The sequence below is a fragment of the Geobacillus sp. JS12 genome (assembly GCF_001592395.1).
In the GTDB taxonomy this organism is placed as follows: Bacteria; Bacillota; Bacilli; order Bacillales; family Anoxybacillaceae; genus Geobacillus; species Geobacillus zalihae.
Genome location: NZ_CP014749.1, coordinates 2,998,101 through 3,022,723, shown reverse-complemented (window position 1 = coordinate 3,022,723; position 24,623 = coordinate 2,998,101). Strand labels below are relative to the sequence as shown.

Genomic DNA, 24,623 nt, shown 5'->3' with positions numbered 1-24,623 from the left:
ACTTGGTTTGGGAGCCTCTTCATTCGGAGAGGCTCCTTTTTTATTGGACAACCAAACGGCCGTGACGTTCATATACGCTGGCGGGGGGCCGTATGGTATAATAAGCCATATAGAATGAAGAGTGGAGGTTCTCCGTTGGTGAATGAATACGAACGATATCGCCTAGTGCGTCTGCACGGCGCGATGGCCGTGCTGGCGGCCGGAATGTTTGGCTTGCTTCTGTTTGCGGCCGGCCGGTTGCCTGTTTCGCCCGGATTCTATCATTCTATTCATCTTGCCTTAGGGCTCGCCGTGGTGGTCGTTTGCTGGCTCGTCGCCGTGCAAGGATGGTCCGTGTTTCCGCATACGTTGTCAATGGAGCGGCTGATGATGGGGGCGCTGTTTTTCTCCTCAGGCTTGTTGTTTTCGCTGCACGTTGTCCTGTCTTTTGCGTCTGATGGCGTGGAGGCGCCGCTCTTTTCGCTCGCGGCCCGATTGACGCTCGCCTGGGGGCTTCTCTTTCTGTTTTCGCGCCGCGATGAGGTGATGGAGCGGAGAAGCGGACAACGGTGGCAAGCGTTTTTCGCCGCTTTTGCTTATGCGGCGGCGGTCGGGCTATTCATCCATTGGACAGCGCCGCTTTGGCCGGGAGACGGGACAAGCCGTTGGCCGCTCTGGTGGAAGGCCGGCGAAGGAATTGCCGGTTTGCTCGATGCGGGCGCCGCTTTGCTTGTATGGCGCCGTTGGCGGCAAGGGAGTTCCCGATCCTTCCTGTACTGGCTGCTGGCGTTATGGTGGTTTGCCCTCGGCCAAGGGCTGCTTATGCTTGGCGGCGGCCATGCGCTGTGGGGGCAGCTGTATGAAATGGCCGGATTTTTGTATATCGTGCGTGCGATGTACGTCGAGACCATTGAAAAACCGTACGTGGAGCTGAAACAGCACGAACAGCAGCTGGAAATGATGGCGAACGCCCTTGGCGAGGGATTGATGATGTTAAACCGCGACGGCCGGATTGTTTGGATGAACCCGGAAGCCGGCCGTTTGCTTGGCCTTGATCCGGAGGAAGCGAAAGGGAAGCCGCTGTTTTCCTTTGTCTCGCTCGCCGGGCCGGATGGCGACAAGTGGGACTGGAAGCGGCTGCGCCGTGTTGTCAAACGGCTGAAAAGCGGCGAGGTGATTCGCGTCGAGGAGGAGCCGTTTCGCCGCCATGACGGCGTGTGCCTGCCGGTCGGCTACACGCTGGCGCCGGTGATGGAAAACGGTGCGCTGACAGGGCTTGTCGCTGTTTTACGCGACATGACGGAGAAAAAAGAGAAAGAGCGGCTCGAGCGCGAGCGGGAACAGCTAGACTTTGAGCTGTCGCTTGCCGCGAATATGCAGCGGGCGCTTTTGCAGACATCATCGAAGGCGGATTTGCCTTCGTACGTTGACATCGGTGTCCTCAGCGTCCCTGCGCGGGTGTTGAGCGGCGATTTTTATCACTTTGCTGTCCATCAAACATCGGTGTCGGTCGGCATTGCTGATGTATCGGGAAAAGGCATTCCAGCGGCGATGCTCATGACGCTGATGAAATTTATTCTGGACCGGACCGTCCATTACGGAACGCAGCCGCACGTATATCTTGACCTGCTGAACCGATTCGCCTACGACTACACCGAGCCGTCGATGTTTGTCACGATGTTTGTCGGCAATTACAACGAAAAAACGCATACGTTCTCGTACGCGTGCGCCGGGCACGAACCGGCGCTTTGGTATCGGGCGAAAACGAAGCAATGCGTGCCGCTAGGCGCCAAAGGCTGCGCGCTCGGCTTGTTTCCGCAATTTTCATTTGAGACCAAATCGGTTGTGCTCGAACCAGGCGATTTTGTGCTGCTGTACACCGACGGGGTGACGGAAAAGCGTACCGAAGAGGCGGACGATGACTTTTCCGTTCTCGCCGCGATGGTCGCCCGCGTCAACCTTGATCAGCCGGCGCCGGAGATCGTGCGCGAGTTGTACGAGCATATTCAAGCGTATCATCAATACGAACAAAAAGATGACCAAACGTTGTTGCTGCTGCGCCGCCGCTAGCATGGGCAGTTCGACCGCTTGATGCGTCCGGCGGCGCGATGTTTGACCGTTATGGCGAATAGGCGGCGAGCTGCCGCTTCAATTTCGCGATGGCCCGCTTTTGAATGCGGCTGATTGTCATTTGCGAGACGCCGAGCCTCTCGGCTAACGAGCGCTGCGTTTCCCCGCGCCGGAAGATGGCGTCGATGACGATTTGTTCTTGCTCGCTCAGTTTGCCGATCGCCTGCTCTAAATCCATTCGCTCGATCAGTGACTCGATTTCGTTCGCTTCATCAGCGACGAATTCACCGATCGTCGTCGCATCCTTTTCCCCGTCTTGCACCGGGGCATCGAGCGAAACGGCTTGGTAATGGTCCCGTCCGGCCAAAATTTCGATCGTTTCTTCGACCGATAAGCCTAAGTGGCCGGCGATCTCATCGAGCGTCGGCGACCGTTCGAGCTTGACGGTCAGCTCATCGATCGCCTGCTGCACTTTGCTTCCTTTTTCTTTCACCTTGCGCGGCACTTGGATGTACCATGCTTTGTCGCGCAAATAGTTTTTCATATAGCCGATCAAGCTTTTCATGGCGTATGACTCAAAGCTTGTTCCTTGTTTAGGGTCGTAATGGTCAAGGAGACGCAAAAACGACAGCCGTCCGATTTGAAACAAGTCTTCGTAAAAGTCAGGGCGGCTGCGCGCCATTTTTTTCGCTGCGGCCGCAATGAGCGGCTCGAAGCGCACGAGCAAGGCGGTCGCCGCTTCTTCCGTTTTTGTTTGTTGATAGGCGGAAATGAGGGCGTCAAGCTTGCTCTTGGACAGAGGAGGGGATATACAGTCATGGGCATGCTCTCCTTCGCCGCGATGGCGGAATTTCGTCAGGCGGACTTCCGTTCCGCCCTTTGTGGTGACGGTGACATCGTCCATGAGCGCTTCCATCAAAAACAGGCCGAGGCCGCCAGCTTTGACGTCTTCAAGCGGCTTTGCGGACAGGGGCGCTGCTTGTTTGGACACCCGTTTGTAATCAAACCCTTTGCCCTCGTCTTTAATGATGATCGAAAGCGCATCGGCGCGCATCTCAAAGCGAAGATGAATGATGCCACCCCTTCCGTTGTACGCATGCAAAACAGCGTTGTTGCACGCTTCTGAGACGGCCACTTTCATATCTTCAATCTCTTCATAGGAAAACCCCATCTTGGCGGCCAGCCCGTATAGCGTCAAACGCGCGACATCGATAAACTGCGCATCAGCTGGAATCGACAGCTGTACGACGGTTTCATGCTCTTTCATGATTGGCCCCGATCCTTTCTGTCGTCTGATCCATTTCCGAAAAGAAGTAAGATACACCTGTTAAATCGAACAAACGTTTCACTTTTGGCGGCACATTTTCAATCATAAACGGCGCTTCTTGTTTTTTGCGTGTTTTCAGCAGTGCGACAAACATCCCGATGCCGGTGCTGTCGATATACGACAATTCTTCAAGGCGGATGACAAGCGGTTTTGATGCGTCATGAGCAAGCGGTTCGACGGCGCGTTGAAACTGTTCGGCCGTCGCTAGATCAAGCTCCCCTTTTATGTATACAACATGCCGATCCGGCTGTTCATCATGCACGATATGAAATCGTTTCCTGTCCATAGCCGTTCACCTCACATAATCAATGAGTTAGCTGGATGATGGTACGGGAAGGTTGTCCACCTTGCAATGTTTACACTACTATACCCATATTTTATACTATATGAAACAGGAAATGGCAGGGGAACGCGATGTTCACAAAGTGGAAAGAATGGGCAAGGGTGCTGAAACGGGACATATTCGTCTTGTATTCTGCGGTTCGCGACCGGCGCGTTTCCATCTGGCTGCGGCTGTTTATGTTGGTCGTTGTGGCGTATGCGTTCAGTCCGATCGATTTGATTCCCGATTTCGTTCCGGTTCTTGGGTATATCGATGATTTGCTGCTTGTGCCGCTTGGCATTTACATAGCGCTCAAATGGCTGCCGAAAGACGTCGCTGCCGAACATCGGGCGCGGGCGGAAGAGCTTGCCAAGCACGGCAAACCGACAAATTGGGCCGCTGGGGTGCTGATCATTTTTTTATACGTGCTGCTTGGCGCTTGGCTGCTCCGCTGGTTGATTTCGTGGACATTTTGATTTTCTCTTCAATATTTTGATGGCTGCGGCAGGGGATTGGCGCATTTCCTGTTGGGGAAACAGGTTTCGCTATGGTTGCCTCAATCTGAACATTCACTTCGCTTTGACGCTGGTGTCTTTTGGGCTACAATGATAAAAGGGAAAAAGCCGATGGCAAAGGAGTTGCTCGCAATGCCGATTCTCAAAAACGACTGGGCTCCGCTGCTTGAAGAGGAGTTTCAAAAGCCGTACTACTTAAAGCTGCGCGAGTTTTTAAAAGAGGAGTACCGGACGCGGACGATCTATCCCGATATGCACGATATTTTCAACGCCCTTCATTATACACCGTATGCAAACGTCAAAGTCGTGCTGCTCGGGCAAGATCCGTACCACGGCCCGGGACAGGCGCACGGGCTTAGTTTTTCCGTCAAGCCGGGCGTGCCGGTGCCGCCGTCCTTAGCGAACATTTTTAAAGAGCTGCATGACGACCTTGGCTGCTATATACCAGATAACGGCTATCTCGTCAAATGGGCCGAGCAAGGGGTGCTGTTGTTAAACACGGTGTTGACGGTCCGCCGCGGCCAGGCGAACTCCCATCGCGGCAAAGGGTGGGAATATTTCACCGACCGCGTCATTGAGCTCGTCAACGAAAAAGACGATCCGGTCGTCTTTTTGCTTTGGGGCCGGAACGCGCAAGAGAAAAAAGAACGGATTACGAATCCGCGCCATCTGATTATTGAAGCGCCGCACCCGAGCCCGTTTTCCGCCGTGCGCGGCTTTTTCGGCCATCGCCCGTTTTCGCGGACGAACGCGTTTTTGATGAAATGCGGACGCGAACCGATCGACTGGCAAATCGAAAACATCGGCGTCCGTGCTGAATAAGGAGGGGAGAATGATGTCCATCTCGTTTGCGGCCGTTATCGCCAAGATGGAAGATGAGTTGCGGAAAGCCAAGTCCGTGAACGACCTGCAGCGGGTGCGTGAACACGTCGCCGCCATTCGCGTTTTATGCGATTTGATGTTGGAAGCAACAAGCCATCCGCAGCCGTCCGCTTCGTCTGCCGCAGCCGGGCCGCTTGTCGTCGGCGGGCCGATTTCGGTTGCTGGCGGGCTTTCGCTTGGAGCCGTTTCTGTCCGGGACGCTCCCCTGACATTGACGATGAGGCGAACGGGGAGTCGTTGTTGGATTTTTGAGAGCGGGACAGCGAATCCCCGCGGAACGGTCTTCTCCACGGGATTCTTGATCAACAGAACTCCTTTAAACCGCTTGTCCTTGTTTGCGCCAGAGAACAAGAAGCGGTTTTCCAGCTTGGATGCGGGTCTTGTCGGTGGCGCTCCCGATTGACCGGTTCTGTCGAGTGAAGTGGCTGACATTCATTCGTAATTTGCTGTCGGGGAACATTCCCATTATATTAATGAATGAGGGAAAACAATCTTTAATTAGAAAGGCGGAACAGCTATGAAAACATTCGTCCTTCTCGGCGCGCTCAATGCGTTTTTAGCCGTCGCATTGGGAGCGTTTGGCGCGCATGGGCTTGAAGGGAAGATTCCGGATCGTTATTTGGAGATTTGGAAAACGGCGGTCCAATATCAGATGTTCCACGCATTAGGGCTGCTTGTTGTCGGATTGCTCGCCGGCAAGGCGCCAAATGTCGGGCTGATCGGCGCGGCGGGCTGGGTGATGTTCGCCGGCATCGTGTTGTTTTCCGGGAGCTTGTACGTATTAAGTGTAACGCAGATTAAGCCGCTTGGCGCAATCACTCCGTTTGGCGGCGTCGCTTTTTTGGTCGCCTGGGTGATGATCGGCTATGCGGCGTTGAAATGGCTGTAAGCGAAGCGCGGGCAAGGTGTACCCCGAACAGGAAATCACGCGCCGTCCCAATCATAGAAGGCACTTTTTTGTTTCGTTTGCCACCATGATAAACAACTGGGCGTCAGCAACTTGTGATGGCCGTCGCATCGGATGAAAAAAGCAGGCTACCCTGGGGCAGCCTGCTCATCGAACATCGGTTTTGCGCTTGCACTCAGCGCGGCGAATAGGAGGCGAGCGGCGTGGCGGAGGCACCGGCAAACGGATATTCGTAGGCGATTTCTCCTTCAAACGTGACGTAATCGAGGTAAATCATCGGGATCAAATAGCGTGTGCCTGTTTGTGGGTCGCTTAAAATGACATGGTCACGTCCAGCCGCTTCAATGACGCCGCGAAACACCTTGGCATTCCACTCACGGTTGTTTTCAAACGTCGCATAGATAGTGGCGACTTTTCCTTTGTTTAACCGTAAAATGTTTTCAATGTACGATTCTTCAATCGGCAGCATCCCTGGAATCGATGGGCCGGCGGTGGCAGGTGCAGCAGCGGTGGTCGGTGTCGGGGCCGTAAACGACGGCGCCTGCAAACCGAACGTCGGAGCGGCGGCTGTTGGCGGTGTCATCGTTGGGGCGGCAGCCGCTTGCGGATAGTAATAATATGGGTGCGCCGACGGATAGTACGGCTGCGGATACGGATAGCCGTATGGATAGGATGCATACGGTTGTTGCCGCTCTGGGTCGAACGAGCCATAATAATAGTTTGGTTGTTGTTCATCATGGGGATAGAAGTTGTTGTCTGTATGGTTGGACATAACAAAACCTCCTCAGCAAAAATGTTAATACACGCGCGGACAATCGGATGGAGTCGGCGCGAAGAAGCAATGCGATTTGTAGCGGCCGACGTTCCATTGGTTGAACCATTGCGGCGGGCAATCTTGGCCTTCAGGCGGCTTGAAAAACCAAAGGGCGTTTGTCGCTGGGTGGTAGCGCCAACCGCGGAGCACTTGGCGGGCTAGGCCTATATCCACTTCGCGCGCCCGTTGGTAAAAATACCCTTTCTGCACCGCCTCAAAGCCGCCCGGGCTTTGAAACACCATTTGCCGGATAGAGCGGATGCCGCGGAAGTCAAGGCAGTCGGCGATGACGCGGTTGACGCCGACGTTGCCGACCATGAGCATCCCAAGCCGCCCGTCTCCTTCCGCTTCGGCTCGCATGAGCCGAGCCAACAACTTTACTTCCTCTTCTGTGTGGGCTACAATGGAGGGAGCGATCTGGCCCATATCGTCACCTCAGTCGTTGTGAATTTCGACAGTAATAGGCTATTGGTGGAATAAGAAAATGGTGACAGACGGACAGGCGATTTCTTGGAGGAATTTCTGATTTTATATGTATGGGGCGATTGGGCGTGGTATGACAGAAACAGGGGCGGTTGGCCAAAAAGGGAAATCAGATTACGAAATATTTTTTATCCTTTGGAGCAGGATTTTTGATTCGCGTTCACGAATAGATTTGATGAATATTTTGGCTGTGAGGTGATCAGATGGCCACTGATCATGATCGATTGTTCAAGGAATTGATCCAAACGTTTTTCGAAGAGTTTATCCTTCTTTTTTTCCCCGACATGCATGAGCATATCGATTTCCGCCATCTTTCTTTTTTGTCTGAAGAGCTGTTCACCGATGTGACGGCAGGAGAGAAGTATCGCGTTGATTTGTTGGTTGAGACGAAGTTGAAAGGGGAAGACGGGCTCATCATTGTGCATGTGGAGAACCAAAGCTACGTGCAACCGTCGTTTCCAGAGCGCATGTTCCTCTATTTCAGCCGCTTGTTCGAAAAATACCGCACCCGCATTGTTCCGATTGCTGTCTTCAGCTATGAGGCCCTTCGTGATGAACCGTCCGTGTTTTCGATCGAGTTTCCCTTTGGTGGGGTGCTGCAATTTCGCTTTTTTCAAGTGGAGTTGCGCAAGAAAAATTGGAGGGACTACATCCGGCATGACAATCCGGTGGCAGCTGCCCTTCTCAGCAAAATGGGGTATACTGAAAGTGAGAAAGTCGAGTTGAAAAAAGAATTTTTGCGCATGCTTGTGCGTCTGGAATTGGACGAAGCGAGGCAGCGGCTCTTGTTGGGCTTTTTTGAAACGTATGTGAAGCTATCGGAGGAAGAAGAGCAACAACTGCAAAGAGAGGTGAAAGAGATGGAAACAAAAGAAAAAGAGAAAGTGTTGGAGTTGATCATTTCCTATGAGCAAAAGGGAAGGAAAAAGGGATTGGAAGAAGGGATCGAACGTGGAATTCAACAAGGGATCAAACAAGGAATGAAGCAAGGAATGAAACGGCTGATCCGTAACATGGCGTGCAAAGGAATGACGGCGGAAGAAATCGCTCATTTGGTTGACCTTTCGGAGGAAGAGGTTCGCCGGTTGCTTGAAGAATAGGAAAATAAGCGAAGGGGCCCTGCCGCGTTTGGGCCCCCTTTTTTATACATGGAAGAACGAAGAAACATTTTCCGCCGACAGACGGATGCCGACGAAAAATGAGCCAAATTCGCCAAAGCGGGCGCTGACTTCATCAAAGCGCATTTCATAGACGAGCTTTTTGAACTGGAGCGCATCATCCGAAAACAAGGTGACGCCCCATTCAAAATCATCCAAGCCGACGGAGCCGGTGATGATTTGCGTCACTTTGCCGGCGTATTTTCGGCCGGTCATGCCGTGGGCGCGCATCAGTTCGCGCCGCTGTTCCATCGACAACATGTACCAGTTGTCGTTGCCTTGGCGCCGCTTGTCCATCGGATAGAAGCAAATGTAGTTCGTTTTTGGCAAAATCGGATACAAACGGCGGCGCACCTCTGGAATTTGGTACGGATCTTCGCTGCCGGACGCCAAGTAGTTGCTCAACTCCACGACCGAAACGTACGAATACGCAGGTAATAAATAGTCGGCGAGTTTCGTTTTGTTAAGCGCTGTTTCGATTTCATGCAGCTCATCCAGCGTCGGCCGCAAAATCATGAACAAAATATCGGCTTTTTGCCCGACGATCGTGTAGACGGCATGGCTTCCTTGCTTCTCGCTTTCCGTCGTCTCCCATTGGTCGACAAGCGCTAAAAACTCACTGATCGTTGCCTGGCGCTCTTCGTTTGAAAGTGTTTTCCACGCGCTCCAGTCGATCGTGCGGAAATCGTGCAAACAATACCAACCGTCCAACGTTTGGGCCGCTTCGCTCATCATCGTCACTCCTTTTTTCAATCAATTGTACAGTACCACTATATCATAGTTTGGCCAAAAAAGCGGGTGTCCGTGCATAAAGCAAAAGATACTGAATTGTTCCAAAAGGTGAATTATTGATTGGAAGGGCTTACGATCGTTGCGTTTTCGTATCGAAGCGGTATGCTTAATGTAGAGAAAGGCTGATGCCTGGAGACAGGCGGGCCAACCGTGAAGGAGGCATGAATCGTGACAACCGATTTATTTACGGCATTAAAAGCGAAAGTAACCGATACGGGTCGAAAAATTGTGTTTCCCGAGGGAACCGATGACCGCATCTTAACGGCGGCGAGCCGTTTGGCGACGGAGCAAGTGCTTCAGCCGATCGTCCTTGGCGATGAGCAAGCTGTGCGGGTGAAAGCGGCGGCGCTTGGCTTGCCGCTTGAAGGGGTGGAGATTGTCAATCCGCGCCGCTACGGCGGGTTTGATGAGCTGGTTTCGGCGTTTGTGGAGCGGCGCAAAGGGAAAGTGACAGAAGAAACGGCGCGCGAGTTGCTTTTCGATGAAAACTATTTCGGTACGATGCTCGTTTATACGGGAGCGGCCGACGGCCTCGTCAGCGGGGCGGCCCATTCGACGGCGGATACGGTCCGACCAGCCTTGCAAATCATTAAAACGAAACCGGGCATCCGCAAAACGTCCGGCGTGTTCATCATGGTGCGCGGCGACGAAAAATATGTGTTTGCCGATTGCGCCATTAACATCGCCCCTGACAGCCAGGACTTAGCTGAAATTGCGGTCGAGAGCGCCCGGACGGCCAAAATGTTCGGCCTTAAGCCGCGCGTAGCGCTGTTAAGCTTTTCCACGAAAGGGTCGGCCTCGTCGCCGGAGACGGAAAAAGTCATTGAGGCGGTGCGGTTGGCGAAAGAAATGGCGCCGGATCTGATCCTTGACGGTGAGTTTCAATTTGATGCCGCGTTTGTGCCAGAGGTGGCGAAAAAGAAAGCGCCGGACTCGGTCATTCAAGGGGACGCAAATGTCTTTATTTTCCCGAGCCTTGAGGCGGGCAACATCGGCTACAAAATCGCCCAACGCCTTGGCGGCTTTGAGGCGGTCGGCCCGATTTTGCAAGGGCTGAACAAGCCGGTGAACGACCTATCGCGCGGCTGCAGCGCCGAAGACGCCTACAAGCTCGCGCTCATCACCGCTGCCCAGTCGCTTGGGGAGTGACGGGGCTGCCGCTCGATAAAAACGAGGGAGGCATGCGCCCCTTGTCCTTTTTGCGCCATTTGCTAATGGCGATTATGTTATAATGAATAGAGTTGGAATGATCTATGCAAGGGGTTGCTCGCGATGGGCCATGAATTGCTGCGGCAGCCGAAATGGCGGGTCATCGACCAGTCGCACTTCGGGCCGCTGTTTGATGCGAAACAATCGTTTGCCATCGATGATGCATTATGCACCGCGGTTGGTGCGGGACAGTCGGATGCGGTCGTCCGCACATGGGTGCATGACGACACCATCGTGTTGGGTATTGCGGATACAAAACTTCCCCATTTCCACGAAGCGGTTTCGTTTTTGCACGGGGAAGGATACCGCGTCGTCGTCCGTAATTCCGGCGGGTTGGCCGTTGTCCTTGACAGCGGGGTGTTGAATATTTCGCTCATTTTTCCGGAAACGAAAAACACGATTGCCATCGAGCAAGGGTATGAGGCGATGTATGCGCTCATGGCCGCCATGCTTGCCTCATACGGCGCCCGCGTTGAGGCGGGGGAAATCGTCGGTTCGTATTGCCCGGGGAGCTATGACTTGAGCATTGGCGGCAAAAAGTTTGCCGGCATTTCGCAGCGACGGGTGCGCGGCGGCGTTGCCGTGCAAATCTACCTTTGCGTCAACGGGAGCGGGGCCGCGCGGGCTGAGCTTATTCGCCGCTTTTATGAGCTCGGCCGCCAAGGAGAGAAAACGAAATTCGCCTACCCCGATGTTGTCCCAGCTGTCATGGCGTCGCTGTCTGAGCTTCTCGGCTGCGAGTTGTCGATCGATGAGCTGCTTGTCGCCCTTTGGCGCACGCTGCAGTCGTTTGGCGGCGAGCTATATTCGTCTGCCCTCGAGAACGGCGAATGGAATTGGTATGAGCAGTATTGGGCGCGCATCGTCGAGCGGAATGAAACGGCGCTCAAGGGCGCGCTCCTAGCAGGAGAATAAGGGGGCGGTCCGCCCGGCGGCAAGAGCCCGCGTTTATCGCCTGACGCCGCCGGCAGGCAAAAAGGATGCTCCGTGTCTCGGCCGCACCGGAGAGAGTGCGATCAAGGCGCAGCCATGGACAGGGCATCCTTATTTTGGCTCTTCACCACAACATGTACTTGACAAGCAATACGGTTTCCTGCCCAAAGATGTGCAAAAATCACTGATTTGTTGATTTTCCCTCACAAGCGTAAATAGAGTATGTTCAGAAAAAATCAAGTACAACTTTTGGTGAAGAGCCCTTATTTTATTTACTCCGCGATTTTTTCCAAGTTGCCGTTCGGGTCCATACGGAAGGTCAGCCCCCGCTCTTCTTCCTCTTTTAACACCATTTTGCGCGCTCGGTTGATGATTTTCACGAGCGTCTCAAAATCTTCTTGGACGGTCGACGAATTTTCTTCTAATTTCGCAACCTTTTCTTCAAGTTCTTTATTTTTTTGCTTTAATTCTTCAATTTCGCGGCGCAGCCGCTCGTTTTCTTTGATCAGCGCCTCCCGTTTCCGCTCATGGGATTGGAACGTTTTTAAGAACGCGATCACTTGATCCAGCGTCACTTGTTGCGGCGGAGAGGATGGGACGACGGCTGGCAGCTGCATCACATCGCCCAACTCCTCTAATGACGGCATCGGTGGTTCATACAGGCGCCGCTTTTTCGCGCCGCCTTGTTTGGCCAGCAGCCGCAGCCGCTCTTTTCGTTGCTTTTTCGCCAGCTGCAGTGCCTCTTCGTAGCGATGGCGGACGACTGCATTCCAGCGAAAGCCACAGGCGGCCGATGTCCGATTCAGCTTGTCGCCGACTTCTTCAAAGGCGTTGAGCTGGGTGCTCCCTTCACGCACATGGCGCAATACGGTCTCTGCCAACAATAAATCGTCTTCTTCCGTCCAAGCGTCTTGCCGTTGTTTCATTGTTCTCCACTCCTTTTTCCCATGCTAGTAAAAGGGTGGACCAAAAGGAAAAAATTTATACGTTGCAAGTTTACAGGATTGACAAGTTGAAAGAATGAAAGGCCGCAAACTTGCAATTTTCTTCGGGAAGCGGTAGAATACACAAAGCAAACGCTGCAGAAAGGGATGACGCATAATGGCAAATGAGTTTCGCGTTTGCGACGACTGCAAGGCGCCGAATTTAAAAACATTGATTCCGCGCTTGAAAAAGCTTGATCCGGATGCGGTCATCAAAATCGGCTGCCAGTCGTATTGCGGCCCAGGGCGGAAAAAGACGTTTGCTTTCGTCAACAACCGTCCGGTGGCGGCGCTGACGGAAGACGAACTGATTGATAAAATTGCCGAAAGGTTGAAAAAGCGATAACCGATCACCTTCTTTGCCGAAAGAAGGTGATTTTTTTGTTTTTTCCGTCAATAATGGAGAAAGACGGAGAAAAAAGTCAACTATTTCTTTGCCAAAAGAAACGGCGTATAATAGATGTATGTTGGAGACGGAAGAGGAGGATGCGATGTATTCCGGCGGGCAGCTTGACGAAGAAAAAGTGTTTAAAGATCCGGTGCACCGATACATACATGTTCGCGACAAAGTGATTTGGGATTTGATCGGCACAAAAGAATTTCAGCGCCTGCGCCGCATCAAGCAGCTCGGCACGACATATTTGACGTTTCACGGCGCCGAGCACAGCCGGTTTAACCATTCGCTCGGCGTTTACGAAATCATCCGCCGCATCATTGACGACGTGTTTGTCGGCCGCGATCATTGGGATCATAGCGAGCGCCTTCTTTGCCTATGCGCGGCGCTCTTGCACGATTTAGGGCACGGCCCGTTTTCCCATTCATTTGAAAAGGTGTTTCGCCTCGACCACGAAGATTTTACACAGGCAATCATTTTAGGCGATACAGAAGTGAACGCCGCCTTGCGCGAAGTGGGCGACGATTTTCCGCAAAAAGTGGCGGAAGTGATTGCCAAAACGTACCCGAACAAGCTTGTGGTGAGCCTCATTTCGAGCCAAATTGACGCCGACCGGATGGATTATTTGTTGCGCGATGCCTACTACACCGGCGTCAGCTACGGCTATTTTGACATGGAGCGCATTTTGCGCGTCATGCGCCCGCGCGAAGACCAAGTCGTCATCAAACGAAGCGGCATGCATGCGGTGGAGGATTACATCATGAGCCGCTACCAAATGTACTGGCAAGTGTACTTTCATCCCGTGACGCGCAGTGCGGAAGTCATTTTGACGAAAATTTTGCATCGGGCGAAAAAGCTGTACGAGGACGGGTATACGTTTGCGACGAAGCCAACCCATTTTTTATCGTTTTTTGCCGGCCATGTCACGCTTGGCGACTATTTGGCGCTCGATGAAGCGATCATCCTGTTTTACTTCCAGCAATGGCAATACGAGCGGGATCCGATCTTAAGCGACTTATGCCGGCGGTTTGTCCACCGCCGCCTGTTCAAATATACGGAGTTCCATCCGACAAACGAGCAAATGGAGAAGCTCATTGAGCTGACCGGTTTGTTTAAAAAAGCGGGCATCGACCCGGACTACTACTTGGTCGTCGATTCGTCCTCGGATTTGCCGTATGACTTTTACCGGCCGGGCGAGGAAGGCGAGCGCCTGCCGATTTATTTGTTGATGCCAAACGGGGAGCTGCGCGAGCTGTCGCGCGAATCGGTGTTGGTTGACGCCATTTCCGGCAAGCGGCGCACCGACCATAAGCTCTATTTCCCCGCTGATTTTCTTGAAGACATGTCGACGAAGCGGACAGTGAAGAAAAAGATTATGGAAATTTTAAAGGGTTAGGAGATGACGGAGAGTGCTCACAGAGCATGCGAAAGTGATGAAGGCGTTGGCGGCCGCCGGGGAAATAGCGGGCCGCAAAAAGCTGCAAAAAATGATTTACATCGCCAAAAAGCTCGACTTTCCGTTTTATGAGAAGTTCGACTTCCACTTTTACGGCCCGTATTCGGAAGAGTTGACGTGCCGCATCGAAGAGCTGTGCGCGCTCGGCTTTTTGCATGAAGTGAAAGAGAAAAAGAGCGGCTATGTGCAATACCGCTATACACTGACCGAAGCGGGCGAACAGTTTTTGCGCCATTACGACTGGGAGATGCCGGGCCTTGCCGAATGCATGCAGGCGATGAACGGACAAAACGCACGCTTTTTGGAGCTTGTCTCCACGGTGCTCTATTTTGAACATTTGTCAAAAGATGAGGTAAAAGAGAAAATCGCTGTCGTAAAAAGCAAGCAGCGCTATACGGAGGACGAGATCGAAGAGGCGTATGCGTATATTGAGGCGCTGCGGAGCCGTTGCAACAAGGGCGCTTGTGTGTAGGGAAGATGAAAAACACTGTTTCAACACACCATCAGCTGGCCATAGACGAAAAGGTGTCCCATTGTTTCCGGGACACCTTCTTCTTTTGGATTAATGCGGCAAAAACGCCAACTGCAAAACGAACAGCACGGCAAGCACGTACAGCAGCAACGGCACATCGCGCCAGCGGCCGCGGGCGATTTTTAAGAGCGGGTACGAGATGAAGCCGAGCGCGATGCCGGTCGCGATGCTGGACGTGAGCGGCATGCTTAAGATGATTAAAAAGGCCGGGAACGCTTCGTCCAGTTCGCGCCAATTGATATGGGCGATGTTGCTGATCATCAAGCTTCCGACGATAATGAGCGCCGGGGCGGTGATGGCGGATAACCCGGCGACCGCGCCAACCAGCGGGCTGAAAAAGGCCGCGATGACAAACAGTACAGCGACGGTGAGCGCCGTCCAGCCGGTGCGTCCGCCAGCGGCGACGCCGGTTGATGACTCGATGTACGCCGATGTCGGGCTTGTGCCGAACATGGCGCCGATCGTTGTCGCGACCGAGTCGGCCAAGAGCGCCTCGCGGGCGCGCGGCAGTGTGTTTCCTTTCATCAGCCCGGCTTGTTGGGCAACGCCGATCATCGTGCCGGTCGTGTCAAAGAGCGTGACGAGCAAAAAGGAAAAGACGACGGCGTACAAGCTGTGGTTGATGACATCACCAACGGCCGTCAACGGATTAGCGGCGACAAGCCCTTCCGGAAGCGACGGCAGCGAGACGATGCCTTTGTCAAAGTGAAGTTGCCCGGTCGCGTAGGCGATGACGCCGGTCGCGACCATGCCGTAAAAGAGCGCGCCGTTGACGCCGCGCATCATGAAAACGAGCGTGACGGCGAGGCCGATGAGCGTCAACACGGCCGACGGGGCATGCAAGTTGCCAAGCGCGACCAAATTTTGCGGATGGGCTTGGATGATTCCGGTCAGCCGCAGGCCGATAAAGGCGATAAACAGCCCGATGCCGGCGGTGATGCCGTGTTTTAAGCTGTCGGGGATCACTTCGATCAGCTTGCTGCGGAGCGGGGTGAGCGACAGCAACAAAAACAGCAATCCCGCGACAAACACAGCGGAAAACGCGGTTTCGTACGAAATGCCGCCGTGCGAGCCGACGACGGAATAGGCAAAATACGCGTTCAGCCCCATGCCGGGGGCAATGGCGATCGGATAGTTAGCGAATATTGCCATCCATAGCGTGCCGACGACGGTCGCGATGACGGTGGCGGTGAACGCCTGTTCAAACGGGACGCCGGCATCTGATAAGATGACCGGATTGACGACGATGATGTACACCATGGTGAAAAAAGTCGTCAGGCCAGCGAGAAACTCTGTTTTGCGATTGCTGGCATGGTGCGGAAGACGAATCATAGGCAACCTCCTAAAGGCGAACAATATGAAAGACAACTATAATAATATTCGTTTTTATTCCAAAAAGCAACGGGGACGCCCGATGGCGCCCCCGTTTGTTACTCCGCGTCGCTCAGCCGTTTTCCAGCGATGGCGTAATGGTCTTTCGTCATTTCCTCGATGAACACAACAACGCTCTCTTTTTTCGCCCCGGTTGTCTCTACAACGGCGTCGGTCACTTTTTCCACCAGCGCTTTCTTTTGCTCATCCGTGCGGCCGGCGAGCATTTTGATCGTGACATACGGCATCATCATTCCCCATTTCCTTGTCGAGTGCTGTCGCGCTTATTATACCATGGAACGGTGAAGTTCAGTCCACTTTTGGCGGTAAATCATGTATACTAAGGATAGTGAATACAGGGGAAAAGGAGTTAATCAAGTGGAACACATTTTGCCGTATTCGTTAAGCGAAATTCCGTACGTGCTGTTGACGCTGGCGCTGGCGTTTTCCGTGCATGAGTTCGCTCATGCATACGTCGCCTACAAGTTCGGCGATCCGACGGCGAAAAACGAGGGACGGCTGACATTGTCACCGTTTGCCCATTTGGATTTGCTTGGCACCCTGCTGATTTTTCTCGCTGGGTTTGGCTGGGCGCGCCCGGTGCCAGTCAATCGCTTTTATTTCAAAAATCCGCGCCTTGCCGGCATTCTCGTGTCAGTTGCCGGACCGCTGAGCAACCTCGTGCTTGCCGCGCTTGGATTTGTCATTTGGTACGCGATGATCGATTTCGGCATCATGCGGGCGCTGCCGGATTGGTTTGCGGCCGGGTTTGATCTGTTTTTCCAAATTTTTATCAGCTTGAACGCTGTCTTGTTTGTGTTTAATTTATTGCCGTTTCCGCCGCTTGATGGGTATCGTATTATTGAAGACTTGGCCCCGGATGGGCTGCGGGCGAAAATGATGCAATGGGAAAACTACGGGGCGCTCATTTTCCTTGTTCTCGTGCTCACGCCGCTTGACCGATATACGATTGAGCCGGTGTTTCAAGTGGCGCTGCCGTTTGTATTGGAAAATTTGCAGTCGTTGGTCGCCAATTTGTTTATGTAAGGAAGGAGGAACAAGCGGAATGGAGCAAAAAAAGAAAAAAAATATCGGCTTTAATATCATCAAAGACGATCCGACCGACGGGCACCGCGGCTTTGGCGCCGGGGCGTTGAGCTTAGAAAACGTTTCGCCGGTCATCATTGACGTCGAAGCGGGCGAAGCGTTCGTCGATATGGGGGCGATGCATGCCCGCAGCTCTGTTGAGCGCGGCATCAAGTTTTTGCCGGATCGCTCCGCCGTGCCAAACGGCAAGCCGTATTGGATCGTCTGGGTGACGATCGAGCGCCGCGAGGACGGTCCGTATTACGCCGGGGTGACGGCGTGCGAAATGACGGTCGACCGTGAGGCGCGCCGCGGTTATAAGTTATTGCCGGAACATGTGAACCGGCTCGATAAATCGCTGAAACGGCATATCATCGTCGATCATATGGACGCTAAGTCGAAGCGGGTGCTCGCCGACTTTTTGAAAGGACATGACATCGGGATGTGGAACCGTTCGAGCGATGAACTGAAAAAAGGGCTCGAAGGCGAATTGTGACGGTTTTGTGAACATGTTTGCCTAAGGGCTTGTTCTCGTTTGGAAAAAAGGATAAACTAAATCTACATGTATAACACAGGAAAACTAGGACAAGAAAATCCCCTGCGGGCAAACGCAGGGGATTTTCTTGTTTAAAACCATGGGAACCATTTCTCGAACCAGCTTTTTCCGTCTCCTTGTTTCTTCTTTTTCTTTTCCAAATGGTCGGTGCAATAGTCGGTCGGTTCTGTACCGATGAGATAGTACGTTTTTCGTTTCACCGGACAGGAGTCGGTGGCCAGCTTGCCGTTTTGCGGGTCGATGTAGACGCCGATGACGCCTTTGGTCGGTTTGAACGATTTTTTCGGTTCGCCGGCGAGGCTTTGTTCCATAAAGTGAACCCATATTTGTTTGGCATATTGCCTTTCGGCAGGACGATCCATCGTTTCCCCGCGGTCGTAGCCGGTCCAGACGCCGGCGACAAGTTGCGGGGCGAAGCCGATCATCCAGCTGTCCGTTTTCGTCGTCCCGGACTTGCCGGCGTACGGACGCGTGATGTCATCGATGATGGACTGCCCGGTGACGGTTGTATAGCCGTTAAGCTTTGGGTCGAACATCCCGGTCATTAAATGGGTCGTCACAAACGCCGCGTCGCGGTCGAGCACTTGCCGGCTCTCCGGCTTATGTTCATACAGCACATTTCCGTTTGCATCAACGACTTTTTGAATAAACACCGGTTCGGTTTGTTTGCCGTAGTTGGCCAGCGTGCTGTACGCGGCCACCATGTCGATCACTTTCACGGGCGAGGTGCCGAGCGCCAATGACGGCACTGCTTTCAATCTGCTTGTAATGCCAAGCGCTTTCGCTGTTTCGACGAGTTTGTCGGCGCCGATGAACTGGAGCGTTTTCACCGCAAAGACGTTGTCAGATACAGCGAGCGCCTGGGCGAGCGTGATCGGGCCATTGGCATAGTAGTCATTGTAATTATGGGGGGTGTACGACGATCGGCCGCCGTTAAACGTAAATGTCGTCAGCTCGCTGCGCAGTTGGGTCGATGGGGTGAATCCTTGCTTGATCGCCGCGTAATACAAAAACGGTTTAAACGTCGACCCCGGCTGGCGTTCGGCTTGCACAGCGCGGTTGAACGGGCTCTCTTCGTAGTTGCGTCCGCCGACGAGCGCCTTTACTTCCCCGGTGCGTGGATCCATCGCCACAAGCGCCGCTTGAACGGCGGAGTGCGGATCGATGATGCGACGGATTTGTTCTTCGGCAATCTGCTGCAGGCGCCGATCCAACGTCGTATAGACGCGCAGCCCCCGAGCTCGATCGTCCGCTCATCAAGACCGAGTTTGATGCGCAGCTGCTGTTTGACGACATCTTGAAAATACGGAGCGATCGGCTGCTCTTGTTCGTGGTGGCGGACGTAGACGAGCTTGTCGCGGTACGCCTGCTCCGCTTCTTCGCGGCTGATGTAGCCGGCTTCCACCATGGAGGTAAGCACGATTTTTTGACGCGCTTTCGCCCGCTGTTCATTGACAAACGGCGAGTAGTAATACGGCCCTTTCGGAATGCCGGCCAGCATCGCCGCCTCGCTGAGCGTCAGCTCGCTCGCGTGCTTGCCGAAATAGTAGCGAGCCGCTGCTTCAATGCCGTAGACCCATGGCCGTAGTAAATCGTGTTTAAATAGCCTTCCAAAATTTGATCTTTGCTGTAGTTGGCTTCAAGCCGGATGGTGTACAACGCTTCCTGGATTTTCCGCGACCACGTTTTCTCATGCGTCAAAAACAAGTTGCGCGCGTATTGCTGGGTGATCGTGCTCGCTCCTTGCACTTTGTCCATGGCCTCGAGATTGGCGAGCACCGCGCCAGCGATCCGTTTCAAGTCAAACCCGTGATGTTCGTAAAACTTCCGGTCTTCAACGGCGATCGTCGCTTCGATGACGTGCGGGGACATGTCTTTGAGCCGAACCCAATAGCGTTTTTGCCCATGGTCGCTCTCCCCGATTTTGCGGCCGTCGTCCGCATAAAAAATCGTCGTCTGCGGCACGGCGACCGGCGGGGCGCCTTCGATTTTTGCGAACAACACAAAGCTCCCGAGAGCGGCGAAGGCAAAGATGGCGAGAAAAAAGCCGATAAAGACGGCGGCGCGCACATATTTCCACGTGCCGCGAAAACGGCTGCCCGGGATCGGTTCCATTGCGCATCACCTCAACGGTTTTGGCGTTGTTTTAGACATGCGGGCGGACGCCCGGCTGAATGCGCCGCCTTGCTTTTGTCAAGGCTTCGCCAGCGAGGTTTTCCGCTTTTTCTTACCAGTATGAAAAAAAATTTTTTATTTTAAACTTGTTCCTCTTGCATTTTTGCTAGATTGCTCTATACTTTTTCATGTTTAGTTTTTCGTTGGCTAAGGAAAACTTGTATAGTAAGCAATGCTCGGAGAAAGGATGTTACCGAATGGAACTTTGGTTTACCGAAAAGCAAACGGAGCATTTTGGCATCACCGCACGCATCATCCGCACTTTACATACAGAACAGACGCCGTTCCAAAAACTTGATATGGTCGAAACGGCAGAGTTTGGCAACATGCTCATTCTAGACGGCATGGTCATGACAACGCAAAAAGACGAGTTCGTCTATCATGAAATGGTCGCCCACGTGCCGTTGTTCACCCACCCCAATCCGGAAAACGTGCTTGTCGTCGGCGGCGGCGACGGCGGCGTCATTCGTGAAGTGCTGAAGCACCCAAGCGTCAAAAAAGCGACGCTTGTCGAAATTGACGGCAAAGTGATCGAGTGCTCGAAAACCTACTTGCCGGAGATTGCCGGCAAACTCGATGATCCGCGCGTCGAAGTGAAAGTCGATGACGGGTTTATGCATATCGCCAAAAGCGAAAACGAGTATGACGTCATTATGGTTGACTCAACCGAACCGGTCGGCCCGGCGGTCAACTTGTTCACAAAAGGGTTTTACGCCGGCATCGCCAACGCGTTGAAGGAAGACGGCATTTTCGTCGCCCAAACGGACAATCCGTGGTTTAAAGCAGACTTGATCCGCAACGTCTACCGCGATGTGAAAGAAATTTTCCCAATCACCCGTTTATATACGGCGAACATTCCGACGTATCCGAGCGGGCTCTGGACGTTTACGCTCGGCTCGAAAAAATACGACCCGCTCGCTGTGAGCGACGACCGGTTCCATGACATTGAGACGAAATATTACACGAAAGAATTGCACAAAGCGTGTTTCGTCTTGCCGAAATTTGTCGCGGATTTAACGAAGTAAGGGGGCGCCAGGCGATGCGATTTGATGAAGCCTATTCGGGCAACGTGTTTATCGGCAGCCATCCGAATTTTGAAGAAAGCGAAGCCGTCATTTACGGGATGCCGATGGACTGGACGGTCAGCTACCGGCCTGGCTCGCGGTTTGGCCCGGCCCGCATCCGCGAAGTGTCAATCGGGCTTGAGGAGTACAGCCCATATTTGGACCGCGAACTCAAAGACATCCGCTACTTTGACGCTGGGGACATTCCGCTGCCGTTTGGCAATGCGGCCCGCAGTTTGGAGCTGATTGAACAGTTCGTGAAAAAGGTGCTTGACGCCGGCAAATTTCCGCTCGGCCTTGGCGGCGAACATCTCGTCTCTTGGCCGGTCATCAAAGCGGTGCACGACTATTACCCAGATTTGGCCGTCATTCACATGGACGCCCATACCGACTTGCGCGAACATTACGAAGGCGAGCCGCTGTCGCACGCGACGCCAATCCGCAAGGTCGCTGACCTGATCGGCCCGACGAATGTCTTTTCGTTCGGCATCCGCTCCGGCATGAAGGAAGAGTTTGAATGGGCGAAAGAAAACGGCATGTACATCGCCAAGTTTGAGGTGCTCGAGCCGCTCCGCTCCGTGCTGCCGAAGCTCGCCGGCCGCTCAGTGTATGTGACGATCGACATCGATGTGCTTGATCCCGCTCATGCCCCCGGAACGGGAACGGTGGATGCGGGCGGGATTACATCGAAAGAGCTGCTAGCCGCGATCCATGAGATTGCCCGCTCTGACGTTCATGTCGTCGGCGCTGATTTGGTCGAAGTGGCGCCGATTTACGACCACTCGGAACAAACGGCCAATACGGCGAGCAAGCTTGTGCGGGAAATGCTGCTTGGCTGGGTGGCGAAGTGAAAAATGAGAAAAAGCGCCTAAATCGCCAATGTGCGGGGGCGCTTTTTTTCTTTGGGGGGGACAAAAGATGCAGGAATATGAGCGTACGGAACGTAATAATGTGTAATATATTTACAGAAAAAGGAGAGGGGGAATGAAGATGGGCGTGAAGCTGATCAAAATTTCCGTTGTGTACTTTGTCATTGGCGTCTGTATTGGGCTTGGCATGTCGATGACCCATTCGTTTGCGCTGACCCCGGTCCATGTCCATATCAACTTGCTTGGCTGGACGGCCTTGACGCTTGCTGGCATCATCTATCATTTATTTCCACAAGCGGCGGCGACGAAATGGGCGAAAGTGCATTTCTGGCTGCACAATATCGGCCTGCCGGTCATGATGATCGGTCTCATTTTCGTCGTTTACGGCAACGAAGCGTTCGTGCCGGTGACAGCGATTGGCGGGGTGCTTGTTGTCCTCGGCGTCATTTCTTTTGCCATTGCCGTGCTGCAACACGTTCGCCTCTCATCGTGAAGCGGATATGACTAGGCTCAAAGCGCTTGCTTTGGGCCTTCTCTTTTCCTCGCCCCTTGAATCGAGCCGAGCAGTTCTTTATACTTAATGTTATGACTGTTTTGCTCGCAAAGGTGTGTTCATCCATGGAGGAACGAAACGGCATTCCGGTGCGCCTTCGCCAAGTGACGGTCATCCGCGAAAGGGCGCGCCAGGAGACGGTCGTGCTTGAGGCGGACGGGGTGTATTACATAAAAGGGGAAACAGGCTATTTGCAGTTTGAGGAGGAAAACGAACTGGGGCGGGTGAAAACGACGGTGAGAATCTCGACTGAGGAAGTCGCCGTCATTCGCTCCGGGGCGGTCGAGATGCGGCAAACGTTCCGCCGCCGGCAAGAAACGCCGGGCCATTACGGAACGGTGTTTGGGCGGTGGGCGATGGCGGCGAAAACGGATGCGATCGAGTTTCACTATGACGATAAGCGGAAGCGGGGGCGGCTCTTTCTCTCCTACGAGCTTTTCTTGCAAAACGAGCGGAGCGGGCGCCATACGTTGACGTTGACATTTAAGGGGGTATAAGCCGATGAACATTGTCGGACAAATGAAAGAACAGCTGAAAGAAGAAATTCGCCAGGCGGCAGTCAAGGCTGGTTTGGCAACTGCTGAAGAGCTTCCGGAAGTGCTCTTGGAAGTGCCGCGCGACAAGGCGCATGGCGATTACTCGACGAACATCGCCATGCAGCTTGCTCGCATTGCGAAAAAGCCGCCGCGGGCGATCGCTGAGGCCATTGTTGGGCAGTTCGACCGTGAGCGGGTGTCGGTTGAGCGCATCGAGGTAGCAGGGCCAGGATTTATTAACTTTTATATGGACAACCGCTATTTGACAGCCGTTGTGCCGGCGATTTTGCAGGCGGGACAAGCGTACGGCGAATCGAACGTCGGCAACGGGGAAAAAGTGCAAGTCGAGTTCGTCTCGGCCAACCCGACCGGCGACTTGCATTTAGGCCATGCCCGCGGCGCAGCGGTCGGCGATTCGCTTTGCAACATTTTGGCGAAAGCCGGGTTTGACGTGACGCGTGAATACTATATTAATGACGCCGGCAAGCAAATTTACAATTTAGCGAAATCGGTCGAAGCCCGTTATTTTCAGGCGCTCGGTGTCGATATGCCGTTGCCGGAGGACGGCTATTACGGCGACGATATCGTCGAAATCGGCAAAAAGCTTGCCGAAGAGTACGGCGACCGGTTTGTCGAAATGGAGGAAGAGGAGAGGCTTGCCTTTTTCCGCGACTATGGGCTCCGCTATGAGCTTGAAAAAATCAAAAAAGACTTGGCCGACTTCCGTGTGCCGTTTGACGTCTGGTATTCGGAAACATCGCTCTATGAAAGCGGCAAAATCGACGAAGCGCTTTCCACTTTGCGTGAGCGCGGCTACATTTACGAGCAGGACGGGGCGACATGGTTCCGTTCGACGGCGTTTGGGGACGACAAAGACCGCGTCTTAATTAAGCAGGACGGCACATATACGTACTTGCTTCCGGACATCGCCTACCATCAAGACAAGCTGCGGCGTGGGTTCAAAAAGCTCATCAACATTTGGGGAGCGGACCACCACGGCTACATTCCGCGCATGAAGGCGGCGATCGCTGCGCTCGGCTACGATCCGGAAGCGCTCGAAGTCGAAATCATCCAAATGGTGAACTTATACCAAAACGGCGAGCGCGTCAAAATGAGCAAGCGCACCGGCAAGGCGGTGACGATGCGCGAGCTGATGGAAGAAGTCGGCGTCGATGCCGTCCGCTACTTCTTTGCGATGCGCTCGGGCGATACGCATTTGGATTTTGACATGGACTTGGCCGTGTCGCAGTCGAATGAAAATCCGGTTTACTACGTCCAATATGCGCACGCCCGCGTTTCAAGCATTCTCCGCCAGGCGGAAGAGCAAAACGTGTCGTACGAAGGCGGCCTCGCTTTGCATCATTTAGCGGAGACGGAAAAAGAAATCGAGCTGCTCAAAGTGCTCGGCGACTTCCCGGACGTCGTCGCCGAGGCAGCGCTCAAGCGGATGCCGCACCGCGTCACCGCCTATGCGTTTGAGCTGGCTTCGGCGCTCCATAGCTTTTATAACGCGGAAAAAGTGCTTGATTTGGACAACATCGAAAAAACAAAAGCCCGCCTCGCGCTTGTCAAGGCGGTGCAAATTACGCTGCAAAATGCGTTAGCGCTCATTGGCGTTTCAGCGCCGGAACAAATGTAAAGGAATGAGGGGGAGAGCG

Annotated in this window: 24 protein-coding genes and 4 pseudogenes; 18 read left to right on the top strand and 10 right to left on the bottom strand. The window is 53.6% G+C overall.

Annotated elements, in window-relative coordinates; all coding sequences use genetic code 11:
• The first annotated feature begins 138 nt into the window (after positions 1-138).
• Positions 139-2,049, top strand: coding sequence for a SpoIIE family protein phosphatase (locus A0V43_RS14810; protein ID WP_063193885.1), 1,911 nt, complete (start codon positions 139-141; stop codon positions 2,047-2,049).
• Positions 2,050-2,098: 49 nt separating this feature from the next.
• Here A0V43_RS14810 and A0V43_RS20580 read toward each other — a convergent pair.
• The 3 genes and pseudogenes from A0V43_RS20580 to A0V43_RS14800 all read right to left on the bottom strand — a co-directional run bounded on the left by A0V43_RS20580 (position 2,099) and on the right by A0V43_RS14800 (position 3,662).
• Positions 2,099-2,868: pseudogene (locus tag A0V43_RS20580) on the bottom strand (sigma-70 family RNA polymerase sigma factor).
• Positions 2,869-2,911: 43 nt separating this feature from the next.
• Positions 2,912-3,316, bottom strand: a pseudogene (rsbW, locus tag A0V43_RS20575) (anti-sigma B factor RsbW); the annotation flags it as partial.
• Positions 3,303-3,662: an STAS domain-containing protein gene (locus A0V43_RS14800; RefSeq protein WP_063193474.1), complete on the bottom strand. Its 360-nt coding sequence runs from the start codon at positions 3,660-3,662 to the stop codon at positions 3,303-3,305. The gene A0V43_RS14800 and the pseudogene rsbW, both read right to left, overlap by 14 nt.
• Positions 3,663-3,790: 128 nt before the next feature.
• On the opposite strand from A0V43_RS14800, the gene A0V43_RS14795 reads away from it, so the two are divergent.
• From A0V43_RS14795 to A0V43_RS14780, 4 genes and pseudogenes are all read left to right on the top strand, one after another.
• Entirely contained in the window at positions 3,791-4,174 is a 384-nt protein-coding gene (locus tag A0V43_RS14795; RefSeq protein WP_063193473.1) for a YkvA family protein, read from the top strand.
• A 171-nt stretch (positions 4,175-4,345) separates the two neighbouring features.
• Positions 4,346-5,035 (top strand): uracil-DNA glycosylase, encoded by a 690-nt coding sequence (locus A0V43_RS14790; RefSeq protein ID WP_063193472.1) that lies wholly within the window; start codon positions 4,346-4,348, stop codon positions 5,033-5,035.
• Positions 5,036-5,048: 13 nt separating this feature from the next.
• Positions 5,049-5,347, top strand: a pseudogene (locus A0V43_RS14785) (YwdI family protein).
• A 265-nt stretch (positions 5,348-5,612) separates the two neighbouring features.
• Positions 5,613-5,984 (top strand): DUF423 domain-containing protein, encoded by a 372-nt coding sequence (locus A0V43_RS14780; protein WP_015376087.1) that lies wholly within the window; start codon positions 5,613-5,615, stop codon positions 5,982-5,984.
• Between the two features lie 193 nt (positions 5,985-6,177).
• Here A0V43_RS14780 and gerQ read toward each other — a convergent pair whose 3' ends face one another.
• Both gerQ and A0V43_RS14770 read right to left on the bottom strand, forming a co-directional pair.
• Complete coding sequence (gerQ, locus tag A0V43_RS14775) at positions 6,178-6,774, bottom strand: spore coat protein GerQ (RefSeq protein WP_063193471.1); 597 nt, start codon at positions 6,772-6,774, stop codon at positions 6,178-6,180.
• 24 nt (positions 6,775-6,798) lie between these two features.
• Positions 6,799-7,242, bottom strand: a complete 444-nt coding sequence (locus A0V43_RS14770; RefSeq protein ID WP_044732873.1) for a cell wall hydrolase — start codon at positions 7,240-7,242, stop codon at positions 6,799-6,801.
• Positions 7,243-7,502: 260 nt separating this feature from the next.
• Here A0V43_RS14770 and A0V43_RS14765 point away from each other — a divergent pair, with 260 nt between their 5' ends.
• Positions 7,503-8,399 carry an Rpn family recombination-promoting nuclease/putative transposase gene (locus tag A0V43_RS14765; RefSeq protein WP_063193470.1) on the top strand — a complete coding sequence of 299 codons (897 nt, stop codon included), beginning with the start codon at positions 7,503-7,505 and terminating at the stop codon, positions 8,397-8,399.
• Between the two features lie 42 nt (positions 8,400-8,441).
• Here the strand turns inward: A0V43_RS14765 and hemQ are convergent, their stop codons facing one another.
• Positions 8,442-9,188, bottom strand: coding sequence for a hydrogen peroxide-dependent heme synthase (hemQ, locus tag A0V43_RS14760; RefSeq protein WP_063193469.1), 747 nt, complete (start codon positions 9,186-9,188; stop codon positions 8,442-8,444).
• 228 nt (positions 9,189-9,416) lie between these two features.
• On the opposite strand from hemQ, the gene pta reads away from it, so the two are divergent.
• Together pta and A0V43_RS14750 are read left to right on the top strand one after the other, a co-directional pair.
• The gene (gene pta, locus A0V43_RS14755; RefSeq protein WP_063193468.1) at positions 9,417-10,397 is read left to right on the top strand and encodes a phosphate acetyltransferase; all 981 of its coding nucleotides are present in this window, start codon (positions 9,417-9,419) and stop codon (positions 10,395-10,397) included.
• Between the two features lie 123 nt (positions 10,398-10,520).
• Positions 10,521-11,372, top strand: coding sequence for an octanoyl-[GcvH]:protein N-octanoyltransferase (locus A0V43_RS14750; RefSeq protein WP_063193467.1), 852 nt, complete (start codon positions 10,521-10,523; stop codon positions 11,370-11,372).
• A 290-nt stretch (positions 11,373-11,662) separates the two neighbouring features.
• Here the strand turns inward: A0V43_RS14750 and A0V43_RS14745 are convergent, their stop codons facing one another.
• Entirely contained in the window at positions 11,663-12,316 is a 654-nt protein-coding gene (locus A0V43_RS14745) for an RsfA family transcriptional regulator (protein ID WP_063193466.1), read from the bottom strand.
• Between the two features lie 175 nt (positions 12,317-12,491).
• Between A0V43_RS14745 and A0V43_RS14740 the strand changes: the two genes are divergently transcribed.
• The 3 genes from A0V43_RS14740 (at position 12,492) to A0V43_RS14730 (ending at position 14,695) form a co-directional block, all read left to right on the top strand.
• Positions 12,492-12,719, top strand: a complete 228-nt coding sequence (locus tag A0V43_RS14740; protein ID WP_011232879.1) for a YuzB family protein — start codon at positions 12,492-12,494, stop codon at positions 12,717-12,719.
• Positions 12,720-12,864: 145 nt separating this feature from the next.
• Complete coding sequence (locus A0V43_RS14735; RefSeq protein ID WP_063193883.1) at positions 12,865-14,163, top strand: HD domain-containing protein; 1,299 nt, start codon at positions 12,865-12,867, stop codon at positions 14,161-14,163.
• 13 nt (positions 14,164-14,176) lie between these two features.
• On the top strand, positions 14,177-14,695 hold the full coding sequence (locus tag A0V43_RS14730) for a YwgA family protein (protein ID WP_015376081.1): 519 nt from the start codon (positions 14,177-14,179) through the stop codon (positions 14,693-14,695).
• A gap of 90 nt (positions 14,696-14,785) precedes the next feature.
• Here A0V43_RS14730 and A0V43_RS14725 read toward each other — a convergent pair whose 3' ends face one another.
• Positions 14,786-16,087, bottom strand: coding sequence for an NCS2 family permease (locus tag A0V43_RS14725; RefSeq protein ID WP_063193465.1), 1,302 nt, complete (start codon positions 16,085-16,087; stop codon positions 14,786-14,788).
• Between the two features lie 98 nt (positions 16,088-16,185).
• Entirely contained in the window at positions 16,186-16,374 is a 189-nt protein-coding gene (locus A0V43_RS14720) for a 2-hydroxymuconate tautomerase (RefSeq protein WP_025949649.1), read from the bottom strand.
• 130 nt (positions 16,375-16,504) lie between these two features.
• Between A0V43_RS14720 and A0V43_RS14715 the strand changes: the two genes are divergently transcribed.
• The gene (locus tag A0V43_RS14715) at positions 16,505-17,173 is read left to right on the top strand and encodes a site-2 protease family protein (protein WP_063193464.1); all 669 of its coding nucleotides are present in this window, start codon (positions 16,505-16,507) and stop codon (positions 17,171-17,173) included.
• 19 nt (positions 17,174-17,192) lie between these two features.
• Positions 17,193-17,708, top strand: coding sequence for a YwhD family protein (locus A0V43_RS14710; protein WP_011232874.1), 516 nt, complete (start codon positions 17,193-17,195; stop codon positions 17,706-17,708).
• Positions 17,709-17,839: 131 nt separating this feature from the next.
• Here the strand turns inward: A0V43_RS14710 and A0V43_RS14705 are convergent.
• Positions 17,840-19,883 (bottom strand): annotated as a pseudogene (locus A0V43_RS14705) (transglycosylase domain-containing protein).
• 257 nt (positions 19,884-20,140) lie between these two features.
• On the opposite strand from A0V43_RS14705, the gene speE reads away from it, so the two are divergent.
• The 5 genes from speE to argS all read left to right on the top strand — a co-directional run bounded on the left by speE (position 20,141) and on the right by argS (position 24,604).
• Positions 20,141-20,968, top strand: coding sequence for a polyamine aminopropyltransferase (gene speE, locus A0V43_RS14700; protein WP_014196977.1), 828 nt, complete (start codon positions 20,141-20,143; stop codon positions 20,966-20,968).
• A gap of 14 nt (positions 20,969-20,982) precedes the next feature.
• Entirely contained in the window at positions 20,983-21,858 is an 876-nt protein-coding gene (speB, locus tag A0V43_RS14695; RefSeq protein WP_063193463.1) for an agmatinase, read from the top strand.
• Positions 21,859-21,991: 133 nt separating this feature from the next.
• Positions 21,992-22,369 (top strand): cytochrome-c oxidase, encoded by a 378-nt coding sequence (locus A0V43_RS14690; RefSeq protein ID WP_128578045.1) that lies wholly within the window; start codon positions 21,992-21,994, stop codon positions 22,367-22,369.
• A 125-nt stretch (positions 22,370-22,494) separates the two neighbouring features.
• Positions 22,495-22,926, top strand: coding sequence for a YwiB family protein (locus A0V43_RS14685; protein WP_063193462.1), 432 nt, complete (start codon positions 22,495-22,497; stop codon positions 22,924-22,926).
• 4 nt (positions 22,927-22,930) lie between these two features.
• Positions 22,931-24,604, top strand: a complete 1,674-nt coding sequence (argS, locus tag A0V43_RS14680) for an arginine--tRNA ligase (protein ID WP_063193461.1) — start codon at positions 22,931-22,933, stop codon at positions 24,602-24,604.
• Positions 24,605-24,623 lie beyond the last annotated feature (19 nt).